General features: G+C 63.8%; 11 protein-coding genes. 2 read left to right on the top strand and 9 right to left on the bottom strand.

From position 1 onward, the window contains the following. Window positions 1-24: 24 nt before the first annotated feature. From BRA471DRAFT_RS15155 to BRA471DRAFT_RS15175, 5 genes are read right to left on the bottom strand one after another with little or no spacing between them, the layout of a single operon-like run. Window positions 25-909, bottom strand: a complete 885-nt coding sequence (locus BRA471DRAFT_RS15155; protein ID WP_007608593.1) for an intradiol ring-cleavage dioxygenase — start codon at window positions 907-909, stop codon at window positions 25-27. Between the two features lie 15 nt (window positions 910-924). After that, window positions 925-1,827 carry an NAD(P)-dependent oxidoreductase gene (locus tag BRA471DRAFT_RS15160; protein WP_007608595.1) on the bottom strand — a complete coding sequence of 301 codons (903 nt, stop codon included), beginning with the start codon at window positions 1,825-1,827 and terminating at the stop codon, window positions 925-927. A 20-nt stretch (window positions 1,828-1,847) separates the two neighbouring features. Beyond that, a complete protein-coding gene (locus tag BRA471DRAFT_RS15165) occupies window positions 1,848-3,221 on the bottom strand; it encodes an amidohydrolase family protein (protein WP_007608596.1) in 1,374 nt (457 codons plus the stop codon). Between the two features lie 4 nt (window positions 3,222-3,225). Then, the gene (locus tag BRA471DRAFT_RS15170; RefSeq protein ID WP_007608599.1) at window positions 3,226-4,305 is read right to left on the bottom strand and encodes a maleylacetate reductase; all 1,080 of its coding nucleotides are present in this window, start codon (window positions 4,303-4,305) and stop codon (window positions 3,226-3,228) included. Continuing rightward, the gene (locus BRA471DRAFT_RS15175) at window positions 4,302-4,625 is read right to left on the bottom strand and encodes a Dabb family protein (protein WP_007608600.1); all 324 of its coding nucleotides are present in this window, start codon (window positions 4,623-4,625) and stop codon (window positions 4,302-4,304) included. Before BRA471DRAFT_RS15175 ends, BRA471DRAFT_RS15170 begins: the two co-directional genes overlap by 4 nt. A gap of 108 nt (window positions 4,626-4,733) precedes the next feature. Between BRA471DRAFT_RS15175 and BRA471DRAFT_RS15180 the strand changes: the two genes are divergently transcribed. Beyond that, the gene (locus BRA471DRAFT_RS15180) at window positions 4,734-5,657 is read left to right on the top strand and encodes a LysR family transcriptional regulator (RefSeq protein ID WP_007608601.1); all 924 of its coding nucleotides are present in this window, start codon (window positions 4,734-4,736) and stop codon (window positions 5,655-5,657) included. Between the two features lie 28 nt (window positions 5,658-5,685). Here BRA471DRAFT_RS15180 and BRA471DRAFT_RS15185 read toward each other — a convergent pair whose 3' ends face one another. The 3 genes from BRA471DRAFT_RS15185 to BRA471DRAFT_RS15195 all read right to left on the bottom strand — a co-directional run bounded on the left by BRA471DRAFT_RS15185 (window position 5,686) and on the right by BRA471DRAFT_RS15195 (window position 10,080). Further along, a complete protein-coding gene (locus BRA471DRAFT_RS15185) occupies window positions 5,686-7,221 on the bottom strand; it encodes a hypothetical protein (RefSeq protein ID WP_007608602.1) in 1,536 nt (511 codons plus the stop codon). 30 nt (window positions 7,222-7,251) lie between these two features. After that, window positions 7,252-8,427: a glycosyltransferase family 4 protein gene (locus tag BRA471DRAFT_RS15190; protein ID WP_007608603.1), complete on the bottom strand. Its 1,176-nt coding sequence runs from the start codon at window positions 8,425-8,427 to the stop codon at window positions 7,252-7,254. Between the two features lie 306 nt (window positions 8,428-8,733). Further along, window positions 8,734-10,080: a lipopolysaccharide biosynthesis protein gene (locus tag BRA471DRAFT_RS15195; RefSeq protein WP_007608608.1), complete on the bottom strand. Its 1,347-nt coding sequence runs from the start codon at window positions 10,078-10,080 to the stop codon at window positions 8,734-8,736. Window positions 10,081-10,514: 434 nt separating this feature from the next. Between BRA471DRAFT_RS15195 and BRA471DRAFT_RS15200 the strand changes: the two genes are divergently transcribed. Further along, on the top strand, window positions 10,515-11,738 hold the full coding sequence (locus BRA471DRAFT_RS15200) for an NAD(P)/FAD-dependent oxidoreductase (RefSeq protein WP_007608614.1): 1,224 nt from the start codon (window positions 10,515-10,517) through the stop codon (window positions 11,736-11,738). 29 nt (window positions 11,739-11,767) lie between these two features. Here the strand turns inward: BRA471DRAFT_RS15200 and BRA471DRAFT_RS15205 are convergent, their stop codons facing one another. Continuing rightward, on the bottom strand, window positions 11,768-12,904 hold the full coding sequence (locus BRA471DRAFT_RS15205; protein ID WP_007608616.1) for a GNAT family N-acetyltransferase: 1,137 nt from the start codon (window positions 12,902-12,904) through the stop codon (window positions 11,768-11,770). Window positions 12,905-13,052: the final 148 nt, after the last annotated feature.

Consider the following 13,052-nt stretch of genomic DNA (forward strand, 5'->3'; position numbering starts at 1 on the left):
TTGTTGGGTCCGCCGTCGTTCAGCTTAAGCGGCTCGTGCGCTGCTAGCGACCTGCTTCAGGCCGAAATCATAGTTGAGATGAAAATACTCGTTGTCCACCATGCGACCATCCGGCGCACGGCCAGGCGGGCACCGCACAAATTCGCGGATCAAGCTGTCCTTGACGCCGAACACCACGTCGCTGTCGAGATACTGGTCGCCGGCCACGAACACATGGGTCACGAGTTGCTCGAAGCCGGGCGCCGAGATCATGAAATGCACGTGCGCCGGGCGCCAGGGATGGCGGCCCTGGACCTCCAGCATGTCGCCGACCGTGCCGTCATGCGGGATCGGATAGGCAGCCGGCTTGATCGACCAGAAATTGAAGCGGCCATTCTGGTCGGCGTGGAAGCGCGCCCGCATCGCAAGGTCGCCGATCTTGTCGAGCTGCTGCACGTCGTAATAACCGTCATCGTCGGAATGCCAGACGTCCACGACGGCGCCGGCGAGCGGCCGTCCGTCGACGGTCGACACCGAGCCGGTGACGAGCATCGGATCGCCTTCCATGGGACCGGAGATGTCCTCGCCGTTGCTCTTCTCTGGCGACGCCTGCACGAAGAACGGACCGAGCACCGTGGTTTCGGTCGCGCCTTCCGGCACCGGATGTTTGATCGCGTCGACCAGCATGGATACGCCGAGCGCGTCCGACAGCAAGATGAACTCCTGGCGCTTGTCGTCGCACATGTGGCCGGTGCGGGTCAGGAAGTCGATGCCGTATTCCCATTCCTTCTGGGTCGGTTGCACCTCGCGGACGAAGGCATGAAGGTGGCGCACCAGCGCTTCGCTGACCTGCTTGATCCGCGGATCGGTCGCGCTCGCGATCCGCTGCAGCACCGCGTCGGTGATCGTGTTCTCGTTGAAATTGCGCATGGATGCCTCCGTGACTCAGAGTTTGGGCTCGCCGAGGCCGGACAGCCGCTCGATGTGCTTGACGGTCGCGATGAAGTCGGCGTCGCCGTCGCCCTGCGCGACCAGCGAGCCATAGGTCTCGCGCACTTGGGCGGCGAGCTGAAGCGGCACGCCGACGGCGTGGCCGGCGCCGAGGATCAAGTCGAGATCCTTGGCCATCTGCCTGCAGGAGAAGGTCGAGTCGAAATCGCGGTTACGCAGTGGGGCGGTTTTGTACTTCACCATCGGTGAGGCCACGGCGCTGTCGTCGAGAACTTTCAGAATGTCCTGCCAGCCGATGCCACCCTTGCGCGCCAGCGCCAGGCTCTCCGCCATCATCGCGGCCGACACCGCGATCATCAGATTGACCGCGAGCTTGGCATATCGCGCTTCCTCACCGGGCCCGAGATAGGTCTGGGCGCGGGTGAAGGCGGCGAGAAGCGGCTTTGCGTTTTCGTAGGCGTCCTTCGGGCCCGAGACGAAGCAGCTCAGCGCGCCGGTGTGGACGATGCTGGCATTGCCCGAGACCGGCGCACGCAGGTAGAAGACACCGCGCGCCTGTGCAGTGACGTCGACCTCTGCGGAAGCCTCGACGCTCACGGTGCTGGTCTCGATCAGGACAGATCCGGCAGCCATCGCGGCGATGAGGCCGGTGGGACCGAGCAATGCGCTGCGCAAGGCAGCGTCATCGGGCAAGGACGTGACGATCGCGGCCTTGCCGCCCACGGCCTCGGCCGGTGAAGCGGCAATCGAAATGCCTTGCGCGCGCGCCTCGTCGAGCCGTGCGGCGCTCCGGTCGAACGCGGTCACGGCGTAACCGGCTTTGGCGATGAGTCCCGACATCGGCAGGCCCATCTTGCCGATCCCGATGAAGGCGATGTTTTTAGGAGCGTCTGTCATTGTTGTTGTCCTTGACGCCCTTAGGCGGCTTGTCCCTGTCGTTCGATGTCGTGCACCAGCCGCCGGCCGGATTGCACGAGCAGTTGCTTTTTCGCCTCCAGGCCGTCGGCCAGCAGCCGACCATTCCGCTTCTTCCACACGCCGCCGATCATCACGGCCTCGATATTGGCAAGGCTCGTCTGCATCACTACGGTGGAAACGGGATCGTGCACCGGGACGAGGTTGAGATCGGAGCAATCGATGATGACGAGGTCGGCGAGCTTGCCCGGTGTCAGCGAGCCGATCTGGTCCTCGCGACCGAGCATGCGGGCGCCTTCCGTCGTGATCCAGCGCAGCGCCTCGCGGACGGGGATCGTGGTCGTGGCCGGAATGGTGCCGCTGGCCTTGCGCGACTCGGTGTTGTCGAGTGCCCGCTGCATCGAGAGCGCAACGCGCGCGGCGGAGAAGAGGTCGCCGGCCAGCACGGATTCCAGATCGATGCCGATGGTCGGCCGCACGCCGCGCTTGAGCAGCCGTCCGGTGATCGGAAAGCCGTGGCCCTGGATCATCTCGTTCTCCGGCGTCACCGAGAAGGAGACGCCGAGATCAACCATCCGGTCCAGCAGATCGTCCGGCAGATCGTTGCCATGGACGATGTTGGTGCCCGCGCCGACGAGGCCGGCCCCGATCAGCTTCTCCCAGCCCCCGGGCGTCTTGGCGGGACCACCGCCCTGATGCATCGATGCGATCAGCTTGAACTCGCGCGCCATGCGGAAATCGTGCATGGCGACATCGAGCGTCGAATAGTGCGGGCCGAGGATGGCGAGCCCAAGCGTGACCAGGCCGTCGCGGTCGGCGAGGGGCCCCGCCAGCAGTCGCTCGACCTCATGGCGTGGATGCGGGATCTCCGAGAAATGCGGCTCGCCCGGTTTCGGCTCGGGCTTGGGCGAGCCGTGGAAGAAGGCCGCGCGGATACCGCTCTCGATCAGGCCGCGCACGGCGGCGTCGGTATGATCGGGCGTCGGATTGTTGTGGCACCAGTCGACCAGCGTGGTGGTACCTTGGTTGATCTGGTTCAGCGCGCCCACCAAGCTCGCGATATGGATGTCCTCGGGCCGGAACACCGTTGCGAACCCGGCATGCATGCGGCGGAAATATTCCAGCAGCGTCCAGTTGGCGGCATAGCCGCGCAGGCCCGTCTGCCAGGTGTGCATATGGGCGTTGATCAGGCCGGGGATGACGATGCGGCCGGCGCCGTCGACGATCTCGGTCTCAGTCGCGCCGCCGCCGATGTCGATCGATGGACGCAAATCAACGATGCGGCTCCCCTCGATCAGCACGTCGCCGCGAGGTAAATCGCCGATCGCGTCATCCATGCTGATGATGAGCGCGGATTTGATCAGCGTGCGCCGCATCGAATCAAGCCACCGCTTTGGTGACGCCGGGCGGCTCGCCGGCCCAGGCGCGCGCGATCAGATCGCGGATGGCGTCGCGTTCGAGCGGGCGCGGGTTCCAGTAGGCGTTGGTGACCGCGAGATCCGCGGCCTTGTCGATGCCGCTTTCGGGCATGCCGATGTCGCGCAATGCGACCTTCGCACCCAGGCGCTTGGCGAGCTCGAAAAGTCCTTGCGATGCATCGGCGGCGCCGATTGCGCGCGAGATCCGCGCCATGGCGTTGGGCACGGCCGGGGCGTTGTAGGCCAGCGCGTGCGGCAGCACGATGGTGTGGGTCTCGGCATGCGGCAAGTCGAAGGTGCCGCCGAGCGTGTGGCAGAGCTTGTGATGCAGCGCCATGCCGACGGTGCCAAGGCAGACGCCGCATAGCCAGGCGCCATACAGTGCTTCGGTGCGAGCCTCGCGATCATCGCTTTTCGCGGCAATCGTGGGCAGGGCACGTGCCAAAGCGCGAATGCCCTCTTCTGCCATCAGCGACGTGACAGGATTGGTGTCGCGCGCGTAGAGCGCTTCGGCCGCATGCGCGATCGCGTTGATGCCGGAGGTCGCGGCCAGGCTCGCCGGCAGCGTCAAAGTGAGATCGACATCGTAGATCACCGTCTCGGGCAGGATGGCGGCGTCGCGTACCGTGGTCTTCAGTCCGTTCTCGGTCTGGCCGACGATCGGCGTCATCTCCGAACCGGCATAGGTGGTGGGAATACAGAGCTGGTTGATTCCGGTGCGCAAGGCCAGTGCCTTGCCGAGGCCGGTCGTGGATCCGCCACCGAGGGAAATGACGCAGTCGGCCTCGCACGCCTTCATCGCCGCGAGCGCCCGCTCCGTGACCTCGACCGGCGTGTGCATGGTCGCGCCCGGAAAAATGCCGGCGTAGAGCGGACCGAGTGCCGCGCCCAGGCTTTTGCCTTGCGTCTCCTGCTGCGGCGTCGTCAGCACCAGCGCGCGCTTGCCGCCGAGCCGCTCGACTTCGGCCTTGGCCGAGGCAAGCGTTCCACTGCCGAACACGACGCGGCAGGGCAGGTTTTCAAAGGTGAATGTACCGATCATGCGCCGGTCTCTTTGATGGGATAATCGACCTGGAAGCGTCCGATCCGCAAGTCGCCCAGCGCCTCGCGCACGCGCAAATGTTCCGGGTGGGTGGCGTAGGCCTGGAGCGCAGCGTGGTCCGTGAATTCGGAGAACAGAACGACGTCGCAGGCGTAGTCGACATCGCTGACATCGAGGCCGACCTCGATATGGGTGAGGCCGTCGATCCGGCCGCGCAGCCCCTCAAACAGGGACTTGACCTTGACCCGGGCGGCGGAACGCTCCGCGAGCGTCTCCCCGCGCAGCTGCCACATCACGATGTGCCTGATCGGGCCCGACATTTCCCTGTTTCCTCTCCTGCCATCTTGCTTGTGTTTGGGCTATCTTGACTTGCGGGATACGGAAATAAAGCTCAATAATCGTAAGTCTCTTTTCCTGTTTGCGAAAAAATGGACCGCCTGCTCCAGTTGGAAGTGTTCGCCAAGACGGCCGAGCTCGGCAGCCTGTCCAAAGCTGCCGAAGCCCTGCGCATGTCGAATGCTGCCGCGAGCCGCCATCTCAGCGCGCTCGAGGAGCGTCTTGCGGTGCGGCTTATCGAGCGCAACACTCGTCGGCTGTGGTTGACGGAGGCGGGGCAGGAACTGCTGGAGCGCTCCAGTCGCGTCTTGAGCGAATTGGCGGAGGCCGAGGACATCGTCAGCGATCGCGCGCTGTCGCCGCAGGGCATGCTGCGGGTGACGAGCTCGCTGTCCTTTGCGGTGATCTATCTGGCGCCGATGCTGCCCGCCTTCCGCGCGCGCTATCCGAAGCTCAATATGCAGATCACCACCGCGAACCGGTACTCCGATTTCATCGAGGCCGGCATCGACGTGGCGATCAGGACGCGCGAGCAGGAGCCGGATTCGAACATCATCGTTCGCCGCATCGGCCAGATGCGGCGGGTGCTCGCTGCTTCGCCGTCATATCTCGCAAGCTGCGGCGAGCCGGAGCAGCCGGTCGATCTCGCGCGTCACAACATGCTGGTCTACAATCTCGCCAACGATCCCTATTCGCTGCGCCTGCGCAAAGGCAACGGCGCGCAGACTGTTCGCATCACGCCGACGCTCGACAGCAATGACGGCCAGGTCATCCGCGGCGCTGCACTGGCGGGGCTCGGCATTCTCATCCAGCCGCTCTACATCGTGCAAAGCGATATCGCGGCGGGCCGCCTCGTCCCGGTCCTGTTGGACTGGGAGCTGCCACTGCTCACGATGAACATCGCTTACCAGAACCGTGCCGGACTGCCCGCCAAGATCAGGGTCTTTTCCGACTTCCTGGTCAGCCACATTCGCGAGCATTCGCTGCCGGGGATCTGGATCGACGCGGCGAAGTGAGCGACATTTTCGAATTCAGCCATCCGCGCTAGCTGGCGGTAGAGGGACTGGTTCGCGGCGACAAAACGGCCGATGGAAATTTGCCTCCGAAAGCACGTGTCTTGGGTTGGACCCGCGATCCGTCGATCACCTCGAGCCGGCCGCAGCGGTTCAAGGTGTGCAACTTCCTGCCGGGCCATGCCGGTCCGGGCCGCAGGGAGTGACGGACGATCTGCTTGAACGTCGTCGGTGACAGTTCGACGATTTCCGCCAGGGCGAGCGCTGCGCCGTATCCCTCGGCACAATCCTGGACCGGTCGCCACAATCGCTCATTGATGGTGACGAAATTCCCCGCAGGCCGCGTGCTCGCGCGGTCGATCAGGACGGGGTTGCTGGCATGCGGCAACCAGGGGCCCATGAGGTGCTCTGCGTAATAGATCGCCAGCGAATCCGAATAGCCGCCGGTGCCGTCGCGCCAGGCTCCGAACAGATAATTCAGGCCGTTGTGTCGCGTGATCGTGGCATCGGCCAGCTCGACGCCCGAAAGCAGCGTCGCGTGCCGCTCCCATTTGTCCGGAAACCGAACGCATTTGTAGATGGCGACGTCCCCATTGGTCGAGCTCTCCGGGATCATCCACAACTCGCCGTCGTCCTCGATCAGGAACGGATAGGAGAGGTGCCAGGGCTCCTCCAGAACGGGGACGACAGCTCCAACCGGGCCCGCGCCATCGAACTCGATCGCGGAAATGATTCCTTTCCCAACCCGGTGATCGAGATCTTCAAAGAAGACGAACGTTCTTCCTTGCCATGCGATGGGGAAAGGATCGGCGTAGAAGTGGTTTCCGGGATCGGCAAGGACGTTCCAGCGCGGCCCTGACAGATCTCCAGTCTGCCAGACGCCGGCACCATCATTGAATCGCCATCCGACATGCCAATGCGGGGCATAGCAGCACAGGCGATAGATCTCCTTGGCGATCGATATCGCGAGGCCGCGCGCAACGTGCGCCGCCGGCGGGCGGCCGTTGCCGGCTCGGGCGGGGCGTGCCAGCTGCGGCACGATGCGCGGCCGTCCCGACAGGATGGCCGCCACCATGGTCAGGGTTCGGGCCATGACCGTCTCGAGCGCGCCGCTCAGACCGGCCGCGATTTCCGCGGAGGGGTGGCCGCGATCGAGGACTGCGCCGTCGACCTCGTCAACGATTTCGATCACCGGCAGATCGCCGGCGAGGATGGCGGCAAGGGCTGCGTTTTCGCCTGCGGCTCCATTGAACAGCGGACGGAGATACTGCCGGGCCGAGCAGTTCGGATCCCGCGCGGCACCTGTGAAATCGACGATCACGTCTGGCGTGCCGGCGCGAGCCTGCATCCGGTCTCGACTGACGTTCAGCCTGTCGGTGCCGCTGTGCTTGCCCTTGTGCAACACCAAACGTTCCAGCTCGAACAGCATGTCGAGACCCGTCGGCCGCGGCTCCGCCGTTGCCGTCCATGCGATCTGGACCGGTACATTCCGACCGTCGATCGACAGCGTGTCGCGGCCCATCCACCGCCGCGCATGCTCAATTTCACAGCGAAACTCGATGGTCATGCCGAGCCGATCCGTTTCAATGCGTCCCGATCAAATGACCTGGCCGAGAATCCGAACGTATTCCTCCACCATGGCGTCCACTGAATAGCGCAGCTTCAGACCTTTGGCGTTTTGTCGCAGCTCGTCGCTCAGTCGTTGGTCCGTCAGGAGCCTGGAGACGGCGGCCGACAGCTTGGCATGATCGGAGGCATCGACGAACAGCGCCGTCGGCTTCCCTTCGACGGACAACACCTCGCGCAAGACCGGGAGATCGGTGACGACCGAGGGAACGCCGGCGTTTGCGGCCTCGACAGCGGCCAGGCCGAAGGTCTCCGCCTGCGTCGGAAATACGAACACGTCGAGAGCGGCGAGAAACTCCGCCATCTGGCGCGGGGTGATTTCGCCGAGCAGATGCAGCCTGTCCGATACTTTCAGCTCATCCGCCAACTGCCGCAGCCGGGCCTCGTCGGCTCCCTGGCCGGCCAGTGCGAGGTGCCAGGAGGGTTGATCCGGCAACAGACGTATCGCCGCGTCGAGCCGCTTGTGCGGGTGCAATCTTGCTGCGCAGCCGAGCAGGGTGCGATCCGGCGGCAGGTTGAATTTCTGTCGCGCGGCTTGCTTAGTCAGGGTGAGGGCCTTGTCGTCGAAGCCGTGCGGGACGTGCACCATGCGCGCGCGATAGGCCCTGGGGTAGCGCGTATACTCGCGCTGCATGTCCAGCGAGTTGAGCGTGATGCGGTCGAAGAAGCCGAGGCTGCCCATGACGATGTCGGCCATGCGGACCGGCCAGCTCATCGACAGCGCGGATGAAACCTGATTGGCGATGACGGGCGCGCGGCAGATCAGGCGCGCCACGCCGGCGCCGATGACATTGCCGAAGTGCTGAAACGTCAGAACGGCGTCGGGCCTGGTGGCCCTGATATGGCTGCCGAGCGTCCACAGCATTTGCAGCAGCGCCAGCGGATTTCCCGGCCGGCTCGACGCGCAATAGATCGTGTCGGGCGGCTCATCGAACGAATCCGACTTGCGGAAGAAGAACAGATTGGTGACGCGATAGCCGCGGGCGGTCAGCCCGGCGCCAAGCAGGCGCGAGATCTCCTGCGCACCGGCGTTCTCGGCCTGGGTCTGCACGAGAAGCACGTGCAGCTTTCGTCCGCTACCGTTGGCCGGCGGGAGTGCTGTCGCAGTCGTCTCGCCCAACGCCTTGCTTGGCTGATAATGGAGCACGGATCCCGACCCATTAGAGAAACGAATTTTTCACCTTCTTAACTCCGTATCTACCATGCGGGCATCGCGCGGACACCGACTAGCAAGAAACGGAGTTAATGCGTGCCCTGCCGCAAGGGCGTCGTTCACGAGGGAATTCCGCTCGTTTCCGACGGAGTGAAGAGGACGCGGGTAGCCGCCGATTAACCATCGATATTTGGGTTGGAGCGGGCCCACTGAGAGTGGGCGAAAGCGACTCTGCCGGTGCGCTGACGGCTGCCGGTGCGCTCTCCTTCATGCGGGACACGGGCGACATGTCCTGACGCTCTATTCGCCGGAGTCAGCACCACGGACCGCGTAGGCGCTAGGCTTGGATGCCGAGAAGCGCAAGAGGCCCAGAATCGAAGGATCGACCCCGGTTCGCCGGCGACAGAGGATGTTGAGGGCGATGGTCGCGAGCGCGAGCGACACAGTGGCCGAGATCGCGGCGCCAAGAACGCCGAGCCAGGGAATGAGGACGAGAAATCCCACCAGCCGCAGCGCTACGTTCCCGGCGATCACGGGGACATACTCGCGCTCATAGCCGGTCAGCTGCAAGATCGCCGCAGACGGACCGCCCGCCGCCTGGAACGCCGTTCCGATCGCGAGCACGATCAAGACCCAGTGCTGCGCAGCGAAATGCGGCCCGAACAGGTTGAGCAGATGGGGACCTCCAACCCAGATCAGGAGAAGTCCGCTGACCACGCACACCGCGGTCACTTCCGCCATGAGCCGCAACGTTCGCTCGAATTCCCGGTGATTCTTGCTGAAGTACAGCGACGGGAGCCGACGTGCGCCAAAACTGTACAGTGCGGCCGACAGCATGGCGAAGATGTTGGCCAGGCGCGAAGCGGCAAAGTAAATTCCGGCGGTCGCCGGGTCCAGCATCCAGTAGACCAGAATGACGTCGAAATACTGGTTCGCGGCTTCGAGGATGGATGCGGCCCAGAAATGAAGCGCGCTCGATCTCCAGCGCGACGTCTCGGACCCCGCCGCCGTGCCGCGGAAATCCGGCAGAACTCGCGCAATCGCGATGATCTGTGCAATCAGTCCGACCGACATGGCGATCGTCATCACAGCGATCAATTCGGCGGGATCGAGCTGGCGATGGCCGAACATGATTGCGAGCAGGAACAGCACGACGCTGACGCGCCAGAAGAACTCCCTGTTTCCTTCGCCCATGAGAATGCTGACCAGAGAGCGTGCGATCTGGCTGCCAAGCATCAGTCCCGCATTCACGGCCGTGTAGGCCGACACCGCGAGAACCAGCAGCCACGAGGCGCCTTTGATGTTCGCGCCGATCGCGATTGCGCCGATCGCAATCAACATCGCGACCGAGGAAATTTTGAGGCTCGACAGCAGCACGCCTTTGGTGAGATCGGGCTGATTTCCCACCCGATACTCGTTCAGGAATCGCACCAGCAGCGATTCCTGGCCCACCAGTCCGACGACCGCTGCCATCTGGGCCACCGAAAGCCAGGTCGCAAAGATGCCGAACCCATCGGGCGACATCGTTCGTGCCGCAAGCGAGAACAATGCGAACGCAAGTGCGCCGCTACCAACCTTGAGAAGGATGGTTCCGGCAACACCGCGCGTCACGTCGCGCCGCATGAACTGGACGATGGATTCGATCATGAAAACTTAACGAGACAACTTTCCCTGAAGAGACACTTTCCGATTACCTGCGACAGCCTAGCATGCCGAAAAACCGCGAGTGTTAATGGACGGCCTCCATGATCCTGCCGGCCGCGGCGACGTCGCGGCCATGCCTGTTGCTTCACTATGGAACAGCGCTGACCCCATTGTCCCAGATAGAGCAAAGTGCGGCCCGATCGCGTGGCAGCATGGCGCCGCATCGACGGCCAATGAGGCGGGACGGGCCGCTGGAATGCGGACCGGCTCGCCGGGATTGGTCATCCCGAGCAAGGCGCGTGCCGGATCTCATCGGGCCGGGCAGGTCTCCGCTGCATTAACCGAGATATCGAGAAATGATCGCGTTTGGTCCCGCGATGAGAGATCAGGCGAGAGAATTGCACGGGTAATCATCGTTGACCGTGGGAGCCTGGACCATGACGGCGGATAGCAACGTAACCGAGCCGATTGCCGCAGCCGGCCTTTTGACGATCGTCGCCGACATCGCGATCGTTGGCGGCGGCCTCGCGGGCTCGCTCGCGGCGGCCGTGCTCGCGCGGTCGGGGCATCGTGTCGCTCTCGTCGACAAGCGCGCGATCCATCCGGACGAGTTCCGGGTCGAGAAAATCGGCGGCCATCAGCTGGAGATGTTGCGCAAGCTTGGCTTCCTCGACGCGCTCGACAAGGTAGCCTGCAGATATGATCAGGTGCTCAATATCAGGGAAGGCAAGGTGGTCGATGTCAGCGTCGGCCGGGCTTATGGACTTCCGTATGCCGATCTCGTCGCCATGGCGCGCAGTCAATTGCTTGATCCGGCCAGTCTGATTGTCGACGAGGTCACTGCCGTCAACTGTAGCGACGATGCTCAGCATGTCGAGCTTGCGTCCGGACGGCGTATAACTGCTCGCCTCGTCGTGCTGGCCACGGGCATGGCGGGCGTTCTCGGCTACAAGCTCGGCATCAAGCGGCGCGTGCTGGCGGAGCGCCATTCGGTCTCGTTCGGCTTCACGATCGCCCGCCGGGATGATGCGCCGTTCGACTTCGAGGCGCTGACCTGTTACGGCGAGCGCACGGCGGATGGCATCGATTATCTCAGCCTGTTTCCCGTGCGTGCCGGCATGCGGGCAAATCTCTTCATGTTCCGCGACCCGACCGATCCGATCATGCGCGAGCTGCGTCGCGAACCGGAAGCGACGGTTCTGCGCCTGCTGCCCGGATTGCGGCCTTACCTCGGCGACTTCCACGTGACCGACCGGGTGCAGAATTGGGTGATGGACCTGTCGGTCGTGGAAGGACATCTCCAGCCCGGCGTCGTTCTCATCGGCGATGCGTTCCAGACCAATTGCCCTGCCGCCGGCACGGGCGTTGCCCGCCTGCTGGTCGACGTCGACCGCCTCTGCACCGAATATGCGCCGCGTTGGCTAGTGACCGAGGGCATGAGCCGGGACAAGATTTCGGAATTCTATTCTGATCCCGACAAGGTCGCGGCGGACCAGCAATCACTGAAGATGGCGCACTTCCGGCAGGCCCTGACGTCCCGCAACGATATCGGCTGGGACGTGCGGCGGCGGCTGCACTTCCTGCGACGCAGGATCACCCACCGGGTCGATCAGATGCGGCCGGGCTGGCTTGCACATGTTCGAAGCGCGCTACGCGCCTGAGAGTCGCACCTGTCGGCGCCTCGCAGCGGTCAGCGCGTGGGCGTTGAAGTTCGGGTCGGCAGGAACCTGAATTCCGACATTCGCTTGGCGGCCAGTTTGAGCCAGGGAGCCTGTTTCAGCGCGAACAAGGAAATGGCGCCCACGGTGCTGCCGGCCTGCGTGACCGTCCACATCGGCGAAGGCTGCGCGCCGAACTGCTTCTTGTAGGGCTCGTCGCCGATGGTGAAATCGAGCATCCGATCCCCGCGCTCGATGCAATCCTTCGCCACCTGCTCGAACATCAGTGCGCCCAAGGACTGGCTTTTGTATCCGGCAATGTCGAAGGCGCCCATGATCACGAGGAAGCTGCCTTGATGGCAGAGTCCGAGCACGGCCGCGATTACCTCGCCGTTCATCTTCATCGCATAGAGCCGGACAAAGGAGCCGAGGCCGCGGTGCGCCACGTCAGAATAGAAGCCGTAATATTCGGCGCGCTGGAGCAGATCGCCGTCGCCATGTGCCTGAAAGCGCGGCCCGCGAAATTTCCTCATGACATCCAGCACCTCGATGACGGAGGCGCTATCGCTGCAGGATGAAAAACTCAAGTCCCCCTTCTTCTGGAGCTGCCGGGCTTTCTTTGCGAGCTCCTTCTGGTAGGAACGATCCAACGCACTGGCGCGCCATTGCTCGAACGGCGCGACGAGAACGGTGGCGTAGGCATTGGTCTCCATCGCTATGCGGCGGGGCGCAGCCAGAAGGTTCTCGATCGGAAGCCGTCCGTCCGGCAGCTTGGTCATCCGGAGCAGATCGAACGGGCGGACGAGGCACCGGAGCTCTGCGCACGCACTCTCGTCCTTGAGCAGCTCGGAAAATACCTGCGGGCTGCACACCGGCGCCAGATAGTCGGAAACGCGGAGGTCGGCGAATTCGACGGTCCGTATCGGGCCGCGCCGGATCCGCAGCAAGGGCAGCACCATCGCAAGGGCGCCCGTCGCGCGGTGGCGGACCACGACAACCAGAGGAGTTGCGCCCGCATGAGACGCGAGCCTGGTGTAGAGGGTGTCGAGCCAGAGCGGATGCTGGAACGCGGTGGCCGCCGAGTTGTCAAAGAGCTCTGCGTAGTCCGGCGACAGGAAGTCGAATCCCTGCTCGATGGCGATGTCGAATGTGTTGCTAGGTCTGTTCATACGCAACCAAGAAAACAGATGGCTCGGGATGGTCGATGGAGCCGGATCTACGCTCTATAGCAGGGTCGTTACGGCGGAGACACCGGCGGCGTGTGATTTGCATTAATCCTTCGAGCAAGGCTCGTATGGTTACCAAACCGTAAAATTC

This window comes from Bradyrhizobium sp. WSM471 (assembly GCF_000244915.1).
Lineage (GTDB): Bacteria > Pseudomonadota > Alphaproteobacteria > Rhizobiales > Xanthobacteraceae > Bradyrhizobium.